This is a genomic window from Nonomuraea sp. ATR24, assembly GCF_041950485.1.
In the GTDB taxonomy this organism is placed as follows: Bacteria; Actinomycetota; Actinomycetes; order Streptosporangiales; family Streptosporangiaceae; genus Nonomuraea; species Nonomuraea ceibae.
In genome coordinates this window covers 270,933-292,335 of record NZ_JBGNUU010000010.1, presented here as the reverse complement: position 1 = coordinate 292,335, position 21,403 = coordinate 270,933, and the positions used below count along the sequence as shown (strand labels likewise).

General features: G+C 72.5%; 19 protein-coding genes. 15 read left to right on the top strand and 4 right to left on the bottom strand.

Annotated elements, in window-relative coordinates:
* Nucleotide 1 precedes the first annotated feature (1 nt).
* The gene (locus tag ACBI99_RS25190; RefSeq protein ID WP_219508501.1) at nucleotides 2-397 is read left to right on the top strand and encodes a MerR family transcriptional regulator; all 396 of its coding nucleotides are present in this window, start codon (nucleotides 2-4) and stop codon (nucleotides 395-397) included.
* Here ACBI99_RS25190 and ACBI99_RS25185 read toward each other — a convergent pair whose 3' ends face one another.
* Nucleotides 398-1,657: a C39 family peptidase gene (locus ACBI99_RS25185; protein WP_357583300.1), complete on the bottom strand. Its 1,260-nt coding sequence runs from the start codon at nucleotides 1,655-1,657 to the stop codon at nucleotides 398-400. It abuts the gene before it with no gap.
* Between the two features lie 81 nt (nucleotides 1,658-1,738).
* Entirely contained in the window at nucleotides 1,739-3,073 is a 1,335-nt protein-coding gene (locus ACBI99_RS25180; protein WP_375073631.1) for a protein kinase, read from the bottom strand.
* Between the two features lie 88 nt (nucleotides 3,074-3,161).
* Here ACBI99_RS25180 and ACBI99_RS25175 point away from each other — a divergent pair, with 88 nt between their 5' ends.
* Nucleotides 3,162-3,635, top strand: coding sequence for a PPOX class F420-dependent oxidoreductase (locus tag ACBI99_RS25175; protein WP_375073630.1), 474 nt, complete (start codon nucleotides 3,162-3,164; stop codon nucleotides 3,633-3,635).
* Here ACBI99_RS25175 and ACBI99_RS25170 read toward each other — a convergent pair.
* A complete protein-coding gene (locus ACBI99_RS25170; RefSeq protein ID WP_219508505.1) occupies nucleotides 3,616-3,969 on the bottom strand; it encodes a DUF488 domain-containing protein in 354 nt (117 codons plus the stop codon). The genes ACBI99_RS25175 and ACBI99_RS25170 overlap by 20 nt on opposite strands.
* A 120-nt stretch (nucleotides 3,970-4,089) precedes the next feature.
* Between ACBI99_RS25170 and ACBI99_RS25165 the strand changes: the two genes are divergently transcribed.
* The 3 genes from ACBI99_RS25165 (at nucleotide 4,090) to ACBI99_RS25155 (ending at nucleotide 9,099) form a co-directional block, all read left to right on the top strand.
* A complete protein-coding gene (locus tag ACBI99_RS25165) occupies nucleotides 4,090-4,284 on the top strand; it encodes a CsbD family protein (RefSeq protein ID WP_219508506.1) in 195 nt (64 codons plus the stop codon).
* Between the two features lie 644 nt (nucleotides 4,285-4,928).
* Entirely contained in the window at nucleotides 4,929-6,749 is a 1,821-nt protein-coding gene (locus ACBI99_RS25160; protein WP_375073629.1) for an ABC transporter transmembrane domain-containing protein, read from the top strand.
* A gap of 631 nt (nucleotides 6,750-7,380) precedes the next feature.
* Nucleotides 7,381-9,099 (top strand): serine/threonine-protein kinase, encoded by a 1,719-nt coding sequence (locus ACBI99_RS25155; protein WP_375073628.1) that lies wholly within the window; start codon nucleotides 7,381-7,383, stop codon nucleotides 9,097-9,099.
* A gap of 159 nt (nucleotides 9,100-9,258) precedes the next feature.
* On the opposite strand, the gene ACBI99_RS25150 is transcribed toward ACBI99_RS25155, so the two are convergent.
* Nucleotides 9,259-9,543: a LysM domain-containing protein gene (locus tag ACBI99_RS25150; protein ID WP_219508509.1), complete on the bottom strand. Its 285-nt coding sequence runs from the start codon at nucleotides 9,541-9,543 to the stop codon at nucleotides 9,259-9,261.
* Between the two features lie 225 nt (nucleotides 9,544-9,768).
* Here ACBI99_RS25150 and ACBI99_RS25145 point away from each other — a divergent pair, with 225 nt between their 5' ends.
* The 10 genes from ACBI99_RS25145 to ACBI99_RS25100 all read left to right on the top strand — a co-directional run bounded on the left by ACBI99_RS25145 (nucleotide 9,769) and on the right by ACBI99_RS25100 (nucleotide 21,402).
* Complete coding sequence (locus ACBI99_RS25145) at nucleotides 9,769-11,001, top strand: pectate lyase (RefSeq protein ID WP_375073627.1); 1,233 nt, start codon at nucleotides 9,769-9,771, stop codon at nucleotides 10,999-11,001.
* A 98-nt stretch (nucleotides 11,002-11,099) separates the two neighbouring features.
* Complete coding sequence (locus ACBI99_RS25140) at nucleotides 11,100-12,671, top strand: lanthionine synthetase LanC family protein (protein ID WP_375073626.1); 1,572 nt, start codon at nucleotides 11,100-11,102, stop codon at nucleotides 12,669-12,671.
* Nucleotides 12,672-12,917: 246 nt separating this feature from the next.
* Complete coding sequence (locus tag ACBI99_RS25135) at nucleotides 12,918-13,424, top strand: flavin reductase family protein (protein WP_219508510.1); 507 nt, start codon at nucleotides 12,918-12,920, stop codon at nucleotides 13,422-13,424.
* Nucleotides 13,425-13,518: 94 nt separating this feature from the next.
* Nucleotides 13,519-14,310, top strand: coding sequence for a glutathione S-transferase C-terminal domain-containing protein (locus ACBI99_RS25130; RefSeq protein ID WP_375073625.1), 792 nt, complete (start codon nucleotides 13,519-13,521; stop codon nucleotides 14,308-14,310).
* Nucleotides 14,307-15,632 carry an NtaA/DmoA family FMN-dependent monooxygenase gene (locus ACBI99_RS25125; protein WP_375073624.1) on the top strand — a complete coding sequence of 442 codons (1,326 nt, stop codon included), beginning with the start codon at nucleotides 14,307-14,309 and terminating at the stop codon, nucleotides 15,630-15,632. Before ACBI99_RS25130 ends, ACBI99_RS25125 begins: the two co-directional genes overlap by 4 nt.
* A complete protein-coding gene (locus tag ACBI99_RS25120) occupies nucleotides 15,629-16,780 on the top strand; it encodes an LLM class flavin-dependent oxidoreductase (protein ID WP_375073623.1) in 1,152 nt (383 codons plus the stop codon). Before ACBI99_RS25125 ends, ACBI99_RS25120 begins: the two co-directional genes overlap by 4 nt.
* On the top strand, nucleotides 16,777-17,811 hold the full coding sequence (locus ACBI99_RS25115) for an LLM class flavin-dependent oxidoreductase (protein ID WP_219508513.1): 1,035 nt from the start codon (nucleotides 16,777-16,779) through the stop codon (nucleotides 17,809-17,811). The genes ACBI99_RS25120 and ACBI99_RS25115 overlap by 4 nt, the downstream gene beginning before the upstream one ends.
* Complete coding sequence (locus ACBI99_RS25110) at nucleotides 17,808-18,902, top strand: LLM class flavin-dependent oxidoreductase (RefSeq protein WP_357583322.1); 1,095 nt, start codon at nucleotides 17,808-17,810, stop codon at nucleotides 18,900-18,902. The genes ACBI99_RS25115 and ACBI99_RS25110 overlap by 4 nt, the downstream gene beginning before the upstream one ends.
* Complete coding sequence (locus ACBI99_RS25105) at nucleotides 18,899-20,500, top strand: ABC transporter substrate-binding protein (protein WP_357583324.1); 1,602 nt, start codon at nucleotides 18,899-18,901, stop codon at nucleotides 20,498-20,500. The genes ACBI99_RS25110 and ACBI99_RS25105 overlap by 4 nt, the downstream gene beginning before the upstream one ends.
* A complete protein-coding gene (locus ACBI99_RS25100; protein WP_219508515.1) occupies nucleotides 20,497-21,402 on the top strand; it encodes an ABC transporter permease in 906 nt (301 codons plus the stop codon). The genes ACBI99_RS25105 and ACBI99_RS25100 overlap by 4 nt, the downstream gene beginning before the upstream one ends.
* The last annotated feature ends 1 nt before the right edge of the window (nucleotide 21,403 follow it).

The following is a 21,403-nucleotide window of genomic DNA, read 5'->3' as shown; positions in this document are numbered from 1 at the left end:
CATGCTGACCATCTCGCAGGTCGCCGAGCGCACCGGCCTGAGCGTGCACGCCCTGCGCTTCTACGAGCAAGAGGGCATCCTGGCCCACCCCGTCGAGCGTGACGCCGGAGGCCGCCGCGTCTACACCGAGGACCACGTCGACTGGCTCGGCATGTGCGTGCTCCTGCGCGCCTCCGGCATGCCGCTGCCCGACATCCGCCGCTACACCGAGCTGGTCCGCCAGGGCCCCGGCACCGAGGACGAGCGCCTGGAGCTGATGCGCGCCCACCAGGAGCGGGTGAGCGGCCAGATCGAGGAGCTCACCCGCTGCCTGGACCTCATCACGTTCAAGGTCGGCGTGTACGAGGACCGCGTCGCCGACTCGCCCGGCCGGGCGTGCGGCGTCTCACGGCTGTGATCACCAGTTGGCCGGCAGCCCCGGCGTCGTGGCGGGCAGCGCGCGGCCCGGCGGGTGGATGACGTACACCACGCCGCCGCTGCTGGAGCTGCGCAGCCACACGTTCTCGAAGTCGGCCCGCGGGTAGACCCGGCGCACCGCGTCGTTGCTGGGCGAGGCCGGGTCGTTGGCGATCACGTCGCCGTTCTCGGTGAAGCCGACGACCACCATGATGTGCCCGTCCGTCCCGTACCCGGCGCCGGGCAGCTCGCCCTTCTTGAACGACTGCGAGGTGATCACCGGGATGCCCGCGCCGACCAGCTTCTCCAGCTCCGTCAGCGTCCGCAGCCGCGTCACGAACCCGTCCACGCCGTAGCGGCCCGCGTAGGCGACGTTGAACGGCCAGTTGCCCGCGCCCTGGTAGGCGTGGTCGTAGGTGTAGCGCGCCGCGTGGTCGACCTCCGGGTTCGGGTCCGACGGGTCCACCCAGGCGGTGTCCTGCGCGCTCGGCCACCGGCCCCAGTAGCCCAGCACCATCGTGGTCGAGGACGGGCTGCACCACGCCTGGCCGCCGCCGTCCCACTCCGGGTAGTGGCCCGAGTGGATGCTCTGCGAGCGGCGCGGCACGTCCAGCTCCGTGCCCCACGCGCCGCCGCCGGGGCTCACCGGGACCCTCTTGCGCTCCGGGACGTGCGAGGCCATCGCGCCCAGCGTGCGCACCCGTGGCGTCACCGCCGAGCCCGGCGTCCGGTAGAGGGTGACGCGGAGCTGGTAGGCGTCGATCAGCCGGCCGTCGGCGGCCACCAGCGTGTCGACGGCCACGTTCGCGTCGGCGTCGCCCTGGCCGGGCACCGACGTGCGGCGGATGTCGCCCTCGCCGTAGGCCCAGCGGCCCAGCACGTACCACTTCGTCAGCCCGGCGGCGTGCCGGGCGCGTGCCTCGACCTGCATCCAGCTCCCGGCCGGGATGTCGGCCGTCCAGGAGGCGATCAGCTCGGTCGCGCCGAAGCCCGTCTGCCGTTCGGGCCCGGTCCAGCGGGCGTACTCCCAGGTCCGGGTGCCGAGGGCGTCGGTGTAGGAGGCGGTGCCCGCGACGCTCGCGAACGACAGCCCGTCGCCGGCGGTGGTGCCCTCCGCGGTGCCGCCGGCGAAGTCGGCCCGCTGGTAGACGACGTCGGCCTGGCCCGCCGCGGGCTTCGCCGCGGCGACGGCCTGGCCCGTGGGCGCGGTGAGCGCCGTGGCCAGCACGACGGTGGAGAGGAACGCGGTCAACGTACGCATGTACCCACCTTTACGGACGGCGTTCGAACCGGCAGACAGTAAGCACGGCGGGTATGGGAACGCATCGGCAAATGTACGTAACTAGCGCTTGGGGCCCTTGCCGTGGTCGGTCTTCTTCCTGGCCTGACCGGGGGGCTGGTCGGGCCGTTGCCGGTCGGACGAGTTCGCGGCCCGGCGGGGGCGCGCATGGGACGTCTCGCCGGCCTGGGTCGTTGTGTCCGGCTGCGTGGTCCTGCTCTGGGGCGTCGCTTCCGACGGGGTGGCCGGTTCCGATGGGCTCGCTTCCGACGGGGTCGGTTCCGAAGTGGTCGCTTCCGACGGGGTCGCTTCCGACCGGGTCGTCTGCGGGCGCGTTGTCTCCGGCGCCGGCTCGGCCGTGGCGGTGACCGTCGCGGTCGCCGTGGCCGTGGCTGTGGCGGTCGCGGTGGTGGTGGGGTGCGGGGCGGGCACGGGCGGGCCCGCCACGGGGGTGGCGCTCCACGACGTGGCGGCCACGACGATCCCGGCCAGCGCCAGCAGCCCCGCCGTCTCCCGCCGCCGCCCACCGGCGCACCAGCGCCGCCCGCGGCCGGTTCGCTGTGCGGCGGCCCCGCCCGTCGGCCGGTCGGGCGGCGCGGGCTCGGACTTGCCCAGCAGGGCGGTCAGCTGCGCGTGCGCCTCGGCGGCGCCGGTGCGGCGTTCGGGGTCCTTCTCCAGCAGCCCGCCGATCAGCGGCGCCAGCTCCCCGGCCCGCTCGAACGGGTCCGGGCGGGTGCTCACGACCGCGCTCAGCGTGGCCAGCTCGCTGCTGTGCCGGTACGGCGCCCGGCCCTCCACCGCCGCGTACAGCGTCGCCCCCAGCGACCACAGGTCGCTCAGCGCCGTGGCCGGCCCGCCGCCGGCTCGCTCGGGCGCGATGTAGGCGGGCGTGCCCACGACCACGCCGGGCCGGCCCGACGGCTCGCCGTCCAGCGTCGTCGCCAGCCCGAAGTCCGTCAGGATCGCGTGACCTTCGGAGGTGAGCAGGATGTTGCCCGGCTTCACGTCCCGGTGCAGCACCCCCGAGGCGTGGGCGTAGCGGAGCGCGGCCAGCACCTCCAGCCCGATGCGCGTCACGGTCGGCACGGCCAGCGGGCCCCGGTCGGCGATCATCCGGGCCAGGCTGCTCGACGGCACGTACTGCATGACGATCCACGGCCGCTCGCCGGCCAGCACCACGTCGTGGACGGCGGCGATGTTCGGGTGCGTCAGCTTGGCGGCGATGCGCGCCTCCCGCATCGTGTCGGCCGCCCGCTGCCCGGCGGCGGTCACCTCCTTGATCGCGACCTCACGGTCGAGGAGCTCGTCGCGGGCCCGCCACACGGCGCCCATGCCGCCCTCTCCCAGCTTCGAGAGCAACCGGTAGCGCCCGCCCAGTAACCACCCTTCCAAGGACATGTCACTGGCTTACCCGATCAACGGACATCACGCAACGCATTCGTACGAGTACTGGAAGGTCGTACGAAGCTGTGGAAAGGTAGGTGAAATGGCTCCAAGGATCGCGACGGCCAGCCGGGTGGAGCTGCCCGAGCTGCTCGACTTCCTCCGTCCCCGGCACCACGGCCTGCTGTCGACCACCCGCGCCGACGGCCGCCCGCAGCTCTCGCCCGTCACCTGCGGGGTCGACGGTGACGGCCGGATCGTGATCTCCACCTATCCGGATCGCGCCAAGGCCGTCAACGCGCGCCGCGACGACCGCGTGTCGATCTGCGTGCTGTCGGACGACTGGGACGGCCCGTACGTGCAGGTCGACGGCCGGGCCGAGGTGCTCGACATGCCGGAGGCGCTGGAGGGCCTGGTCGAGTACTTCAGGTGCATCTCCGGCGAGCATCCCGACTGGGTCGAGTACCGCGAGGCCATGCGCCGCCAGGACAAGTCACTGATCCGCGTGCGCATCGAGCGCTGGGGCCCGATCGCGACCGGCGGCTTCCCGGCGCGGCTCAGCCCGCCCGCTCCCTGAGGTAGTCCCGCAGGACGACCGCCTGGTTGTGCTCGGTGTCCTTGGCGCCGTAGAGCAGCGTCACCCGGCCCTTCGCGGCGGCGTCGAGCAGCGGCCGGACGGCGTCGTCGCGCCCGGCCAGCTCCTCGCGGTAGCGCTCGGCGAACTCGGCGAACCGCTCGGGCCGGTGCCCGAACCACTTGCGCAGCTCGGTCGAGGGCGCCGCGTCCCGCGCCCAGCCGTCGAGCCGGAGGTCGTCCTTGCGCACCCCGCGCGGCCACATCCGGTCCACCAGGAACACCGCGCCCTCGGCCGGCTCGTGGTCGTAGACGCGCTGGATCTCGATCGGTCCCATGCTCTGGATGATGCCCCTGAGCCCGGGGACCGTACGTGTCCGCCATGCCGTGGGGAGGTTTTCCGGCACCGGGCTCGGATAGGAGGCAGGCCCGGATCAAGCGACAGACAGGGGGCCGACATGGGCGCCGACGACAAGATCTCGAACAAGGCCGAAGAGCTGAAGGGCAGGGCCAAGGAGGGCGTGGGCCGGGCGACCGACGACGAACGCCTCGAGGCCGAGGGCCGCGCCGACCGCAGCAAGGGCAAGGTCAAGCAGGCGGGCGAGAAGGCGAAGGACGCCGCCCGCAACGTCAAGGACGCCTTCAAGCACTGAGGCACAGCACCGCCTCAAGCGCTGGGGCACTGCTTCAAGCACTGAGGCGCGCGATGCACCTGGGGCCGGGGAGGGCCCGCCGTACCAAGGCGAAACACCTCCCCGGCCCCTTCCGTGTGCTTGACGTTCTTGACGGGTCCGCGGGCCGGGTTCCACGGTGACGCTCAGGCGCTCCACAAGGTCGCGCCGGCAGGCCGGACCGTTTCCCCGCAAAGGCTGGATTCACCGCATTTTCCTTCCGCGCATTTGATCACCTAGCCCATTTCCGCCCATTTACCGCAACAAAAAGGAACGGGTGGGACCGGTCAAGTCTTCTTTGGCCGAAGTGATTGGGGTGATTTACGGGTATATCAGGACTAGTGTCCCTTTAGGGCACTAGAAACAGGGGGAGGAGAAATGACTCTCATTCAGAGTGGTTACCGGTCCCACTGCTACCGTCGCCGCTGCTGTCGGCGCCGCCGTTACTACGGTGGCTGCCGTCGTAGGCGGTGGTGGTGGTAAGAGAACGCCGTGAGAGTCGGCGGGCCGACCGCCGTCTCTCATTCTCTTTTCCTAGGCGGGGAGACCGTCCGGCGCTCGCGCCGGCGGTCTCCCTCCGCCGCACCTTCCGTGAATTCTGGCCCAACACCCGCGGCCTGCGCTGGTTGCTCGCCGCGGGCGTCGTTTTCGCCGCGGTCGCCGCGCTCTGCGAAGTCGCGGCGATCGGCCTGTTCGGCCGGATCACCGATGAAGTGCTCACCACCCGCGACCTCGGCGCGTTCTGGGGGCCTGCGCTCACCTGGCTCGGCCTCGCCGCCGTCGCCGGCGTCGCCTCGCTCACCGGCACGTACGCCACCGCCGTCGGCGCCGAACGTTTCCTGCTGAGCCTGCGCGACCGGGTGTTCACCCACATCCAGACGCTCTCGCCCGACTACGGGGAGAACCGCCGCCTCGGCGACCTCATGGCCAGGCTCACGGACGACATCGAGGCCATCGAAGAGCTGATGGGATCGGGCCTGGTCAAGCTGTTCACCACGGCCGCCAGCGTCGTCTTCTTCGCCGGCGCCGCCTTCTACGTCCGCTGGGACCTGGCCCTGATCACGATGGCGCTGGTCCCCGCCTTCCTCGTGGTGTCGAAGATGTTCGCCTCCCGCTTCAGGGTGGCCTCGGCGCGCGAGCGCTCCAGCAACGGCGAGATGAACAGCGTCATCGAGGAGGGGCTGGCCAACCAGGCGCTCGTCCAGTCCTACAACCGCCAGTCCGCCGAGTCGGCCCGGCTGCACGCGACCGGCCGAGGCTGGCTGCGCGCCAACCTGTCGCAGGCGTGGCTCGCCGGCCTGTACGGTCCCGCCGTCCAGGTGCTGGAGACCGTCTGCCTCATCGTCATCCTGGGCGTCGGCGCGTGGGAGATCGCCGCCGGACGGCTCACGCTGGGCGGCCTGCTGGCCTTCGCCGCGTACCTGGCCATGCTCTACCCGGCCGTGCAGAGCCTCGGCGAGATCGCGCTCACCGTGTCGGAGGCTGCGGCCGGCTCCGACCGCGTCATGGAGGTGCTCAGGACCAGGCCCGCCGTCGAGGACGCCCCCGGCGCCCGGCCGCTGCCCGTCCGCGCCGCCGGCCGCGTCGGCTTCGAGCACGTCGGCTTCCGCTATCCCGGCCGCAGACGGCCCGCCCTCCAGAACCTGTCGTTCACCGCCGAACCAGGCGAGCTCGTCGTGCTCACCGGACCCAGCGGCGCGGGCAAGTCGACGCTGGCCAAGCTGCTGCTGCGGTTCTACGACCCCGACACCGGCCGCGTGCTGCTCGACGGCCACGACATCCGCGAGCTCACCAGGGCGTCTCTGCGCGACAACATCACGATCCTGCACCAGGAGACGCTGCTGTTCTCGGGGACCGTACGCGACAACATCGCCTACGGCCGGCCGGACGCCACCCACGACGAGGTCATCCGCGCCGCCGAGCTCGCCGGGGTGCACGACTTCGTCAGGACCCTGCCCCGGGGGTACGACTCCCAGGTCGGGCAGCGGGGCAGACTGCTGTCCGGGGGGCAGCGGCAGCGCGTGGCCATCGCCAGGGCGATCCTGCGCGACGCCCCCGTGCTCGTCCTCGACGAGCCGATGACCGGCCTCGACCAGGCCACGGCCACGCGCATCATGGAGCCGCTGCGGCGGCTCATGGCCGGACGGACCACCATCCTCATCACCCACGACCTGCGTCACCTGCCACAGGACGCACGCGTGATCGAGCTGGAGCCGGCCGGCCGGGAGAGCCGGATCCGCCTGAAGCGGCTCGGGGCTCAGCGGGAGAGCCCGAGGCTGTTGAGCAGCCCGGTGACGCCGATGTTGTCCAGCAGCGAGGACGAAGCTGACGGTGCCGACGGCGTCGACGGTGCCGCCGGTGCCGAGGACGAGCGCGGCGCGGTCGTCGTCGCCGACGAGGTCGGACGGTTCCACGGGCCGGTCCACGGGCCGGTCCACGGGCCGTAGGGCTGCTGCCACTGCGGACGGTAGGAGTGCGGCCAGTTCGAACGGTAGGAGTCGGCCCAGTGCGGGTGGTAGGCGCCGTACCGGCGGTTGTACTCCTCGCACCACGGCGCCGTGATCAGGCCCCGGACGTGCCCGTTCACGTTGACCGTGCCGACCGGGCCGTTGCGCCTGGCGGTGGCGTCCGCGTTCGAGTTCGAGTCGAAGACCTGGCCCATCAGCGCGTGGACGTAGCCGTTGATCTCGGCCCACTCCTCGGCGGTCGGCTGCCTGTCGTAGCTGATCCGTACGCCGTCACGGCCGTACTCGTCGTCGGTCAGGTACTGGACCAGCTCGTCGTCGCCGATCACGTCGCGCAGCGGCGAGTGCGGCAGGTACGTGGCGTTCGCGCACCACTCCCTGAGCCGGTCGTCGTAGTCGTCGGCCGCGGCCGGCGCGGCCATCAACGTGACGCCGGTGGCCGTCGCTGCGAGTGCGGTGATGACGTGCTTGTACATGGGTGCCCCCTGCGGGTGGTGATCTGATCATCCGCAGTGGTCAGTACCCATAGTGAGCTTTCAACTACTCCATGGTTGGATCTGGCCGTCTTTACCCGGACTGCCGTCGTCCGAGCGGAACGCGTACTCTGCTGCCCATGCGTGAACGGGTCATCGACGGCCGCTTCGAGCTGCGCGAACGGCTCGGCGGCGGCGGCATGGGTCTGGTGTGGCGGGCCTGGGACACCGCCCTGCACCGCGACGTCGCGCTCAAGGAAGTGCGGCCGCCCGACCCGGCCATGGACGAGCACGACCCGGCCCTGGCCCGCGAGCTGCGCGCCCGCGTGCTGCGCGAGGCCCGCGCCCTGGCTCGGCTCAACCACCCGCACGTCGCCACCATCCACCACATCGTCGACGAGGGCACGGACACGTACCCGTGGCTCGTCATGGAGCTCGTCACCGGCGGCTCGCTCCAGGACCGGCTCGCCCACGGCCCGATGCCCCCCGCGGAGGTCGCGCGGCTCGGCCGCGAGGTGCTGTCGGCGCTGCGCGCCGCCCACGCCGTCGGCATCCAGCACCGCGACGTCAAGCCCGCCAACGTCCTGCTCCGCTCCGACGGGCGCTCCGTCCTGACGGACTTCGGCATCGCCGCCGTACGCGAGGCGCCCAGCCTGACGGCCACCGGGTCGTTCATCGGCTCACCCGAATACATGGCGCCCGAGCGCATCAACGGGCACGAGGGCGACCCGGCCTCCGACCTGTGGTCGCTCGGCATGATGCTGTACGTGGCGGTCGAGGGGCGGCACCCGTTGCGCCGCGCCACCACGCTGGCGACGCTCGCGGCGGTGCTCAACCAGGAGGTGCCGCCGCCGGAACGGGCCGGGGCGCTCGGGCCCGCCCTGATGGCGCTGCTCAACCGCGACCCGTCGGCCCGCCCCGGCCCCGAGACCCTCGACCACCTCCTGACCGTCGCCACCGACGCCCCCTCGGCCCACGGGGGCGGGCCGTTCGGCGGCGCCCCGCCGGTCGAGGCGCCGACCCGCCCCCCGGGCGGGCCCTACGGCCACCAGCCCGCGGGCAGCTCGCCGACGCATCCGCCCGGGCCCTTCGGGGGCTCGCCGTACCCGCCTCCCCGGGGAGCGGTGACGCATCCCCCCGGCCGGCCCTACGGCGGCCCGCCGGCCCCCGCGCCCTACGGGATGCCGACCCAGGGACGGACCGCGGGGAAGCGGAAGACCGGCAGGATCGTCGGCGCCATCTCGGCCGCCGCCGTCGTGGCCGTCGCCGCCGTCGTCTGGACGCAGCTCCCCTCCTCGACCGGCAGCCCCCAGCAGCGGCCCGAAGACGCCGCCACCCTCGCCGCCCCCGCCCGCACCCCCACCGAGGACCCTACGCCGGAGGCGGAGACCACCACCCCCACTCCCCGCGCCGTCAACCTGCACACCGAGACGGGCATGCGTGACCTGATCAAGGCCATGAAGCCCGTCATCGGCGGTACCAAGGTCTACGGCCTCACCGTCTACCCCACCTACGCCTCCGCCGAGGCCCCCGCGAAGGCCCGCAAGGGCGCCTACGACCGCTACTTCTACCGCGACGGCGTCGTCACCAAGCAGGAGGGCTTCGGCCACACCACGAAGTCCCCCGCCGTGGACCTGGAATCGTTCGACTGGAGCGTCCTGCCCGCCCTGTTCCGCAAGGCGCCGAAGGCCCTGAACGTCCCCAAACCCACCTCCCGCTACCTCATCGTCGACACCGACTTCCCGTTCACCGGCGCCACCCGGCAGGTCCTGCTCGTCTACCTGAGCGACGAGTACGACGGCGGCTACCTGGTCGCCGACCGCAAGGGCAAGATCCTCAAGACGAACCCCGCAGGATAGCCCCGCCCGACGGCTACGGGCTTGAGGGAAGTAACGCCATTTCTCTTTCCTCAAGCCCATGCCAAGCGAGTCTCATTCCCGAACAGTTAACCTCCGACTGGTCGAGCGGCCACCGCGCGGGCCCACTGACGCGACGTAATCCGGCGCTACAGGGAAGGGCTACCAGTCGCAGTTCGCTTCCGGCACTCTCAGACGCTGTCCTACGTGAAGATTGTTGAGGTCGACGCCCGGGTTCAGGGCGGCGAGCGTAGAGTAGGAGATCCCGAGTTTGCCGGCGATCCCTCTCGCCGTATCTCCGCGCTTGACGAAGTAGTAGCAGGCCAGAACCGTTGCCTCGGCCCCTTCCTGCGTGACGCTCGTGGCCGCCGCAGGTGTCGCCATGACAGCAGGAGTGGTGAGCAGGGCCGCCACGGTGGAAATGGCAAGCGCTGTCTTCCAGGTCATCTTGACTCCCTCGGATTGGAAAGATCTTGATGGCTTGTTGATTCTAGGAGGCGCCCATAACTGCAACAAGGGTTGATTTTCTGGTGGGACGCGGCTGGGAGAGCGGACGAGCGTGAAACGTTCATGAGAAGTCGCTGGTTGTCGCCGATGGAAGGGCTCATTCGTTGACGGCCTTCCGGGGGCGTGGGATCAATCAGGGAAAGCGCTTACCCGAAGGGAGCGGACGTGTTACGTCAACTCTTGCGCCGCCTGTCCGTGGCCGCCACCGCCGTGGTGACGGCACTGACGGGCGCCCTGGCCGTGCTGCCCCCGCCGGCCCAGGCCGCCACCGTCGACACCGGCGCCTGGTACGTCCTGGTGAACCGGCACAGCGGCAAGGCCCTGGACCTGTACGACTTCGCCGCCGCCGACGGCGCCCCGATCGTGCAGTGGGCGCGCAACGACGGCAACCAGCAGCAGTGGCGGTTCGTCAGCTCCGGCGACGGCTACTACCGGCTCAAGTCCCGGCACAGCGGCAAGGTGCTCGACGTCTACGAGTGGAACGCCGAAGGCGGCGCGCAGATCGTCCAGTGGGCCGATCTGAACGGCTGGAACCAGCAGTTCCGCCTGGCCGACTCCGACGGCGGGCACGTACGCCTGATCAACCGCCACAGCGGCAAGGCCCTGGAGGCCTGGGAGTGGGCCACGAGCGACGGCGCCCGCGTCTCCCAGTGGGACGACCTGAACGGCGCCAACCAGCAGTGGCGGCTGGTCAAGCTCGGCTCCGGCGACAGCGGAGGCGGCGACGGCAGCGGCGCGTGGCCGTCCGACACCGGCAGCGTCCACCAGACGGAGACGCGCGAGGTCGGCACGTTCTTCGACGGCGGCATGAAGCGCTACTACGGCATCGGCGACGGCGGGCAGGGCGAGAGCCAGGACCCGATGTTCGTGGTGGCGAACGGCGGCACCATCCAGAACGTGATCATCGACGCCCCGGCCGGCGACGGCATCCACTGCGAGGGCTCGTGCACGATCCGCAACGTGTGGTGGAACGACGTGGGCGAGGACGCCGCCACGTTCAAGAGCCCCAGCTCCTCGGCGCGCTACCTGGTCGAGGGCGGCGGCGCGAAGTCGGGCTCCGACAAGGTGTTCCAGCACAACGGCGCGGGCACGGTGACGATCCGCGACTTCCAGGTGCACAGCTCGGGCAAGCTCTATCGGGCGTGCGGCAACTGCTCCAGCTCCTACCAGCGGCACGTGGTCATGGACGGCGTCACCGCCCGGTCCACGAAGGTGCTGGCCGGGATCAACACCAACTGGGGCGACACGGCCAGATTCAGCCGGATCACGGTGTACGGGAGCGCGACGATCTGCGAGAAGTACCGGGGCGTTCCGAAAGGGAGCGAGCCCGAGAAGATCGGCTCCGGTGCGGACGGGGTCAACTGCCTCTACTCCTCCTCCGACATCACCTACAGATAGCTCCCGGTACGCGCCGGGAGAGGCGTCCTTTCCCGGCGCGTTGCGTTAGCGGTAACACGTAGCGGAATTCCCTACTGTCTCTGTGGGATACTGAGCGCATGGGCTCGGACACGACCCGCGCGCGCACACCCCTCGACGCCGCCGTCGAGGCGGCACGGTGGATCCGGTCGGCCGCCGTCGACGACGGCCGGGGGCGGCGGCACTGGGCGGCCAACCCCGACCCGGGCGGCCGGGCGGCCGTCCCCGCCGAGCCCGCGTCCCTCTACGCGGGGGCGGCGGGCATCGTGCTCTTCTTCCTCGAGCTGGCCGACGCCACCGGTGACGAGACGTACCTGGAGGACGCCCGCGCCGGGGCCCGCTACCTGGCGGCCGGGTGGCGTGACCAGCCGGATCTGACCCTCTACCACGGGCTGGCGGGCACGGTGGTGGCGCTCGCCGAGGCCGGCTGGGCGCTGGACGACGGCGGATTCGAGGAGGAAGCCGCGGCCGCCGCAGCCCGCATCGCCGCCGCCGCCCGCCCGCTGCCCGGTGGGCCCGGCTGGACCGGCGACCCGGCGCAGCGGGGTGACGGCGGCATCGTGCTCGCCCTGCTCCGCGCGGCCACCGCGCTCGGCGTGCGCGCCTGCGAGGACGTGGCGCTGGAGGCGGGCGCCCGCATCGCCGGCCTCGCCGTCCCCGGCCACCGCTTCGGCGCCCCACCCTCTCCGCCCCCTCCACCTTCGCCCGCTCGCCCGCCGCACAACGAGCCGCCCCGCTCGCCGCAGTCCGCTGAAGGGACGCCGCCAGGACGCCCCGGCGAGGCCCCCACGCCCCACGACGCCCACACTCCCGACGAGCCCTTGAGGCGCGCCGACCCCGGTGAACCGCCGGCCTCCTCCGGGCGCGCCGACCCCCGTGAGGCGCCCCCGCCCGCGGTGAGGCCCGTTGACGATCGGGCGGGGGAGTCCGAGGGCGGGGATCGGGCGGCGTTGCCGGCGGACGCGGTGGCGCCCGGGTTCCTGGCGGGGACGGCGGGGACGGCGTTCTTGCTGGCCAGGCTGTACGGGGCCACCGGGGACATGCGGTTCCTGGAGGCGGCGCGGCGGGGGGCCGGGTTCGTGCGGGAGGTGAGCGTGGTGGCGGGCCGGTGCGCGGTGGTGCCGCATCACGTGCCGCAGGCCAGGGAGCTGCACTATCTGGGGTTCTGTTCGGGCTCGGCGGGGGTGGCCCGGATGTTCCACGAGCTTCACCGGGTGGGGGGCGATCCGGGGGATCTCGACTGGGTGGAGCGGCTGGCGCACGGCGTGGTCGAGAGCGAGGTGCCGCAGCGGCGTACGCCGGGGTTCTGGAACGCGGCATGCCAGTGCTGCGGCGCGGCCGGGCTGCTTGAGCTGTTCGTGGGGCTGTGGGCGGCTTCGGGGCGGCAGGCGTACCTGGATCACGCGCAGGCGCTCGCCGAGCATCTGATCGGGACCGCCGACGGGTCGGGTGGCCGGGGGCTGCGCTGGTATCAGGCGTACCGGCGGCTGCGGCCGGGCGAGCTGACGGCCGACACGGGCTACATGGTGGGCGCGGCGGGCATCGGCGCCGCCCTGCTGCACCTGGACGCGGCGCTGCGTCCGAGGGAGGGACGCCGGGTGATCCTGCTGCCCGACAACCCGTTCCCGCCCGCGCGTCTCCAATTCCTATAAAACGAGTAGGAAATGTTGACTTAAGGAACGGCGCGACGTACGTTTCCGGTATGAGCCAGGGACTCAACCTGACCAGGCGCCCGCACGTGGACTTCGGTCACGTCGCCAGCGCGCAGTGTCGTTGATCACGACCCAGCCACGCCTTTCTCCCCGTGAGGACATTCTCGTGATCGATCTTGACCCTTTTCCCGGCGACATCCACTGGTACGACCTCCCCGACGACGAAGCGGACCCGGAGGAGGACCGATGACGGAAACGCTGCCCGGCCCCGTCGTCGACGCCGACCGCTTCCGCCAGGCCCTCGCCGTGCACGCCGCCGGCGTCGTGGTGATCACCGCGCAGAACGCGGGCGTCCCCGTCGGCCTGACCGCCACCTCCTTCTCCTCCGTCAGCCTCGAACCACCCCTCGTCTCCTTCTACGTGGACCGTTCCTCGACCACCTGGCCCGCCCTGCGCGCGGCCGGTCACTTCGCCGTCAACGTGCTGGCCGGTGACCAGGCCGACGTGGCGTCCCGGTTCGCCCGCAAGGGCGTCGACCGCTTCGCCGAGCCCACCCGATGGCGGCCCGGCCCGCTGGGCGCGCCGCTGCTGCTCGACGTGTCCGCCCATCTGGTGTGCCTGCCGTACGAGATCCGCGACGTGGGGGATCACGTGCTGGTCGTGGGCCTGGTGGCGGAGGCCGGGGTGCGGTCCGCCGCCCGCCCCCTGCTCTACCACCAGGGCCGGTTCGGCCGCTTCACCGCCCACCCCTGAGGAAGCCCCCGTGACCACTGACACCGTGACCACTGACACCGTGCCCACCGCAGAAGCCACTGTGCCCACCGTCGTGCCCACCGCAGGAGCCACTGTGACCACGCAAGCGCCGGCCTTCGCGAGCCCCGCCGACCAGGCCACCTACGGCCACTACGCCCGCACCCCCGCCTACCCCTTCCGCGGGCGCGTCACCGCCGACGGTTCGAGCGGCTTCCGCGCCGAACCCGGCCGCTACCACGTCTACGCCGCCTGGACCTGCCCGTACGCCCAGCGCGTCGCCATCGTTCGCAAGCTCAAGGGCCTGGAGGACGTCGTCACCCTGTCGTACGTGGACGACGAGCGCGACGGCCGGGGCTGGGCGTTCCGCGCCCACCGCGGCCCCGACCCGGTCAACGGGTTCACGCTGCTCGGGCAGGCGTACGAGGCGACGCGGCCCGGCTATGACGGCCACCTGTCGGTCCCGGTGCTGTGGGACCGCCTGACCGGCCGGATCGTGAGCAACCACTTCCCCGACATCACGATCGACCTGGGCACGCAGTTCGACGCCTGGGCCCGCGCCGGGGCCGACCTGTACCCGGTGCGCCTGCGTCCGCGCATCGACGAGCTGAACGCCTGGATCTACGCGGAGGTCAACACCGGCGCCTCCCGGGCCGCGCTGGAGCGGCTGGACGCGCTGCTGGGCGAGCACCGGTTCCTGACGGGCGACACGATCACCGAGGCCGACGTGCGGCTCTGGGTGTCGCTGGCCCGGCTGGAGGTGTTCGACCTGAGCGAGTTCGAGCACCTGTGGGGTTACGCCCGCGACCTGTACCGGCGTCCGGCGTTCGCGGAGACGATCGAGGGACTGCCCGACTCCTGGCACCAGCCGCACCGGCGGGACCGGTGAGCCGGCCGCGCCGCCGCGTGCACCTGGCCGCGCACTTCCCCGGCGTCAACAACACCACGGTCTGGTCCGATCCGCGTTCGGGCAGCCAGATCGACTTCTCCTCCTTCACCCATCTGGCGGCGACGGCCGAGCGCGGCCTGTTCGACTTCTTCTTCCTCGCGGAGGGGTTACGGCTGCGCGAGCTCAAGGGCCGCATCCATGACCTGGACGTGGTCGGCAGGCCCGAATCGCTGACCGTGCTCAGCGCGCTGGCGGCGGCCACGTCCCGGCTCGGGCTGGCGGCCACCGTCAACACCACCTTCAACGAGCCGTACGAGCTGGCCAGGCGGCTGGCCACGCTCGACCACCTGAGCGAGGGCCGGGCCGGGTGGAACGTGGTGACCACGTCCGACGCGTTCACCGGCGAGAACTTCCGCCGCGGCGGCTACCTCGACCACGCCGACCGTTACGCGCGGGCCGCGGAGTTCGTCCGGCTGGCGCGGGCGCTGTGGGACTCCTGGCAGCCGGACGCGTTCGTCGCCGACCGGGAGTCGGGGCGGTTCGTCCGGCCGGGCGGCATCGGCACGGTCATCCACCGGGGCGAGCACTTCGACGTGGCGGGCCGGTTCACGCTGCCGCGCAGCCCGCAGGGCCATCCGGTGATCATCCAGGCGGGCGATTCGGAGCAGGGCCGGGAGTTCGCCGCGGCCACGGCGGACGTGATCTTCAGCAGGCACGGCACGCTGGACGACGGCAAGGCGCTCTACGCCGACGTCAAGGGCCGCCTGGCCCGCCACGGCCGGGCGCCGCACGAGCTGAAGATCATGCCGGCGGCCACGTACGCGCTCGGCGACACCGAGGAGGACGCCGCCGAGAACGCGGCGGTGATCCGCAGCCGGCAGGTGGGCCCGCAGACCGCGATCGCGTTCCTGGAGCAGGTGTGGGGGCGCGACATGTCGGCCTACGACCCGGACGGGCCGCTGCCGGACGTGGAGCCGGACCTGACGGGGGAGGTGGCGCAGGGCCGGGTGCGGCTCGCCGACCGCGCCGCAGTGGCCGCGAAGTGGCGGGCGCTCGCCCAGGAGAAGGGGCTGACCATCCGCGAGCTGGTCATCGAGCTGACCGGCCGCCAGACGTTCGTCGGCACCCCGGCGAGCGTGGCCAGGCAGATCGACGAACACGTGCAGGCGGGCGCGGCGGACGGGTTCATCCTGGTGCCGCACCTGACGCCCGGGGGCCTGGACGACTTCGTCGACCGGGTGGTGCCGCTGCTTCAGGAGCGCGGCGTCTTCCGTACCGAGTACACCGGCGCCACGCTGCGCGAACACCTGGAGCTGTCATGACGTTGCACCTGGCCGTCGCCCTGGACGGCGCGGGCTGGCATCCGGCCGCGTGGCGGGAGCCCACCGCCAGGCCGGAGACGATCTTCTCGGCCCGTTACTGGGCGGCGCAGGTCGCCGAGGCCGAGCGCGGGCTGCTGGACTTCGTCACCATCGAGGACTCGCTGGGCCTGCAGTCGCTGCTGGCCGACGGGGACGACGACGAGACCGGGCAGGTGCGGGGCAGGTTCGACGCCGTCCTGCTGGCGGCCCGGATCGCGCCGCTGACCAGGTGGATCGGGCTCGTCCCCACGGCCACGACCACGCACACCGAGCCGTTCCACGTGGCCACCGGCATCGCCACGCTGGATCACGTCAGCGGCGGCCGGGCCGGGTGGCAGGCGCGGATCTCGGCGCGCGGCAGCGACGCGCGGCACTTCGGCCGCCGCGCGTTCCCGCCGCTCGACGGGCTGGACGCGGACTCGTCCCACGTCCGGGACCTGTTCGCCGAGGCCGCCGACGCGGTGGAGGTGGCGCGCCGGCTGTGGGACAGCTGGGAGGACGACGCGGAGATCCGCGACGTGCCGACCGGCCGGTTCGTCGACCGCGACAAACTCCACCACATCGACTTCACCGGGCGCTTCTTCACCGTGAAGGGCCCGTCGATCACGCCGCGCCCGCCGCAGGGCCAGCCCGTGGTCACCGCGCTGGCACACGCGCGGCTGCCGTACGAGTTCGCGGCGCGGGCGGCCGACGTCGTGTATGTGACGCCGCGCTCGACCGAGCAGGCGCGGGACGTCGTCCGGGAGATCAGGGGCCTGTCGGGCGAGGTCAAGGTGTTCGCCGATCTGCTCGTGTTCGTCGGCGACGACGCCGCCGCGCGCAGGGCCCGGCTGGACGAGCTGGCCGGGGCCGAGCTGACCTCCGACGCGGCGATCTTCACCGGCACCGCGGGGGAGCTGGCCGACCTGCTGCTCGACTGGCGGCGGGCCGGGATCGAGGGGTTCCGGCTGCGCCCGGGGGTGGTGCCGGACGACCTGAAGCAGATCACCCGGCGGCTGACGGCCGAGCTGCGCGCGCGGGGCGCGTTCCGGTCCGGGTACGAGGCGGGCACACTGCGCGGCCTGCTGGGGCTGGCCCGCCCGGCCAGCCGATACGCGGAGGCATCATGAAATTTCTGGCTATCACGTTGATTGCGCACCACGACGACCGCTCACCCACCGAGCGCCTCCGCGAGGTCGTCGAGAACGCGGTGCTGGCGGAGCAACTGGGCTTCGACGGGTTCGGCGTGGGCGAGCGGCACGAGCGGCCGTTCCTGTCGTCGTCGCCGCCCGTGGTGCTGGCCAACATCGCGGCCAGGACGGCCACGATCCGCCTGTTCACCGCCGTGACCACGCTCAGCCTGCTCGACCCCGTCCGCGCGTACGAGGACTACGCCACGCTCGACCACCTGTCGGACGGCAGGCTGGAGCTGATCATCGGCAAGGGCAACGGGACCGCGCAGGCGCAGCTCTTCCACGTCACCCCCGAGGACCAGTGGGAGCGCAACCGGGAGGGCTACGAGCTGTTCCGCCGCCTGTGGCGGGAGGACAAGGTCACCTGGGAGGGCCGGTTCCGGCCGCCGCTCACCGACGCCGAGGTGCTGCCCCGGCCGCTCCAGCGGCCGATCAGGGTGTGGCACGGCAGCGCCACCAGCAAGGAGTCCGTGGAGCTGGCCGCCCGTTACGGCGACCCGCTGTTCTCGGCCAACGTCACCAACCCCATCGAGCCGTACGCCGAGCTGATCGATCACTACCGCGAGCGGTGGGCGCACCACGGGCACGACCCGGCGGACGCGCTCGTCGGCGCGGGCACCGCGGGCTTCTACACGGCCCGCACCTCGCAGGAGGCGATCGCCACCTACCGGCCGATCTACGACGCGAGGATCGCCCTGCTGGCGGAGCTCGGCGTCCGGCCGGTGTTCCCGACGCTGGAGGACGCCATCGAGCGCGGCTCCATCCTGGTCGGCAGCCCGCAGCAGATCGTGGACAAGGTGCTGCGCTATCACAAGCGGTTCGGCCACGAGGTGATGCACCTGCACGCCGACGCCGACGGCCTCACCCCCCGCCGGCACCGGGACGCGCTGGAGCTGTTCCAGGCGGAGATCGCGCCCGCGCTGCGCGAGGCGGTCCCCAGCCGGCCGTTCCCCGGAAGGACGTCATGACCCTCTCCATCCTCGACCTCGCCCCCATCACGTCCGGCCACAGCGCCGCCGACGCGCTGGGCAACACGCTCGACCTGGCCCGCCGGGCCGAGGAGTTCGGCTACCGCCGCTACTGGGTGGCCGAGCACCACCTGGCCCCCGGCGTGGCCAGCTCCGCGCCTTCCGTGCTCATCGCGCTGATCGCCGCCGCCACCCGGACCATCCGGGTGGGCTCGGGGGCGGTCCAGCTCGGGCACCGCACGCCGCTGTCGGTCGTCGAGGAGTTCGGCCTCGTCGACGCCCTCCACCCGGGCCGCCTCGACCTGGGCCTCGGCCGCTCGGGCAGACCCGCCCCGGGCCAGGCCCCGGCCCGGGCGCCCGAGCCCCCGCCGGGCCCCCGGACGGTCGACGGGCTGCTGATCCCCGCGCCGTTCGACTGGTCGCGGCTCGCCGGGCATCCCCGGCTCGTCTTCCACGAGTCGCTGCTGCGCCAGCCCGGAGCCGAGACGCCGGACTTCGCCGAGCAGGTCGACGACGTGCTCGCCTTCCTCGGCGGCACCCACCAGGCTCGCGCGGTGCCCGGGGAGGGGGCCGACGTGGCCGTGTGGATCCTCGGCAGCAGCGGCGGCCAGAGCGCCAGGGTCGCCGGTGAGCGCGGCCTGCCGTTCGCCGCGAACTACCACGTCAGCCCGGCCAGCGTGCTGGAGGCCGTCCAGGCGTACCGGGAGGCGTTCAAGCCGTCGGCCACGCTGGCGGAGCCGTACGTGATCGTCTCCGCCGACGCCGTCGTGGCCCCGACCACGGAGAAGGCCCGCGAGCTGGCGGCCCCGTACGGGCTGTGGGTGCGCGGCATCAGGACCGGGGCCGGCGCGCAGCCGTACGCGACGCCGCGGGAGGCCGCCGCGTACGAGTGGAGCGAGGCCGACCGTGACCTGGTCCGCGACCGTACCGACACGCAGTTCACCGGCACGCCGGGCGAGGTCGCGGAGCGGCTGCGGGTGCTGCGGCGGGTGACCGGGGCCGACGAGCTGCTGGTCACCACCATCACCCACGACCACGCCGACCGGGTGCGCTCCTACGAGCTGCTCGCCGACGCCTGGGAGCGACAGTGAAGCGGCTGACGCCCCTGCTGCTCGCGCTGGCGCTGGCCGCCTGCGGCACACAGACGGCCCCGCAGGGCGAGCAGGCCGCCTCGCTGACGTGGGCGATCGAGACCCAGCCGATCACGCTCAACCCGCACCAGTGGTCGCAGAACAAGGCCAGGCTGCTGGTGTTCAACCAGTTCGACGCGCTCGTCTCGCGCGGGAAGGACGGCTCGTTCCAGCCGTGGCTGGCCAGGTCGTGGAAGGTGTCGGACGACGGCCTGACCTACACCTTCGAGCTGCGTGACGATGTGAAGTTCCACGACGGGACGGCGTTCGACGCGGCGGCCGTCAAGGCCAACCTGGACCAGTTCCGCGTGCCGGACTACAACCCGGCCGTGGCGTCCATCCAGCTCGGCGCGCTGGACGAGGTGGAGGCGGTGGCCTCGCACACGCTGAAGGTGAAGCTGAAGGAGCCGGACGGCCTCTTCCTGGACTTCCTCGCCTCGCCGTACGGCGGCCAGGTGTCGCCCAGGTCGCTGAAGACCGCCAAGGACCTGAAGTTCGGCGGCCCCGACCTGGTCGGGACCGGGCCGTTCATCCTGGAGCGGTACGTGCAGGGCCAGGAGATCCGCTACCGGCGCAACCCCGCCTACGCCTGGGCGCCTCCCGGAGCCGGGCACCAGGGGCCGGCGTACCTGTCGGAGGTCGTCTACCGGTTCCTGCCCGAGGCGGCGGTCCGGGTCGGCGCGCTCACCTCCGGCCAGGTGCAGGTCATCGAGGGGGTCCCGGCCACCGAGGTGAAGTTGATCAAGAGCGATCCCGGCCTGGCCCTCCAGACCGCGCTCAACTCCGGCACGTCGTTCTCCTACTACTTCAACGTCACCCACCCGCCCTTCGACGACCAGCGCGTCCGCGAGGCGTTCCGGGAGGCGGTGGACGTGGACGCCGTGCTCAAGGCCGTCTACCAGGGCACCGCCACGCGGGCGTGGAGCGTCGTCGGCGCGGCGAGCCCGTTCTACGACGCCTCGCTCGAACGCTCCTTCGGCGGCGACACGGCCAAGGCCAACGCGCTGCTCGACGCGGCGGGCTGGACGGAACGCGACGCCCAGGGCTACCGGGTCAAGGACGGGAAGCGGCTGAGCGTGCGCAGCGTGTCGTCGGCCCCGTTCGTCAGGGACCGCCGCGACGTCCTGGCGCAGGCGATCCAGGCCCAGGTCAAGCAGAGCGCCGGGATCGACTTCCAGGTGAAGATCGTCGACCAGGGCACCGCGCAGCAGGCGGTGGCGGACGGCGCGTACGAGATCTTCGAGAACTCGCGCGGCGACTCCGACGTGGGCGCGGCGCTCAACCTGATCCTGCCGCGTGACGGTGCGATCAACCGGTCCGGGTACGTCGATCCGCGCGTGGACGGCTGGCTCGACCGCGCGTCGGCCACGCTCGACCAGGCCGAGCGCAAGAAGCTCTACGCCCGGGTGCAGCGGGTCGTGGTGACGGACAAGGCCGTGGTGTTCCCGATCTACGTGCCCGCCGACCAGATCGCCTCCCGGGCGGGCGTGCGGGGGCTCGGGTTCGACCCCGGCTCGGGTACGCCGCGCAGCGCCTACGACGTGCGGATCGGCACATGATCAGGAGGCTGCTCGCCGGGGTCGCCGTGATGTGGGCGGCGGCCACGGCGGCCTATCTCGCGCTGCTGCTCGCGCCGGGAGACACCGTCGACATCCTGGTCGGCGACGGCCCCGACACGCCGGAGATCCGGGCCGGGATCATCGCCGAGTGGGGCCTGGACCGGCCGGAGGTCGTCCAGTACCTGGCGTACCTGGGCCGGCTGCTCCGAGGTGATCTGGGCCGTTCGTACCAGTCGCAGCGGGGCGTCGGCGAGATCCTGGCGGGCCAGGTGTGGCCGACCGCGCAGCTCACGCTCGCCGCCGCGGCGACGGGCGTGGCGCTGGCGGGCGTCATCGCGCTCGTCACCGCGGGCCGGGGCCGCTGGTCGCGGACCGCCGCCTCGGCCGCGGAGCTGGTGTCGGTGTCGGTGCCGCCGTTCCTCGTCGGGATCGTGCTGCTGTCGGTGTTCTCGTTCACGCTCGGCTGGTTCCCCGTGTCGGGCGCGGCCGGGCCGGAGGCGCTGGTGCTGCCGGCGCTGGCGCTCGGGCTGCCGATCGCGGGCGTGCTCGGCCAGGTGCTGCGCGACGGGCTGGAACGGGCGCTGGAGCAGCCGTTCGCGGTGACCGCGCGGGCTCGCGGGCTGACCGAGCGGGCGCTGGTCGCCCGGCACGCGCTCAGGCACGCGCTGCTCCCGGTGGTGACGCTGGCCGGCTGGTTCACCGGCACCCTGCTCGGCGGCGCGGTGATCACCGAGGTGCTGTTCGGCAGGCCGGGGCTCGGGCAGGTCGCCATGCAGGCCGTCACCGGCGGCGACCTGCCGGTGGTGATGGCCGTGGTGCTGCTGTCGGCGGTCGTGTACGTGACGATCAGCACGCTGCTCGACCTGGCCTACCGGGTCATCGATCCCAGGGTGCGGGCCTGAC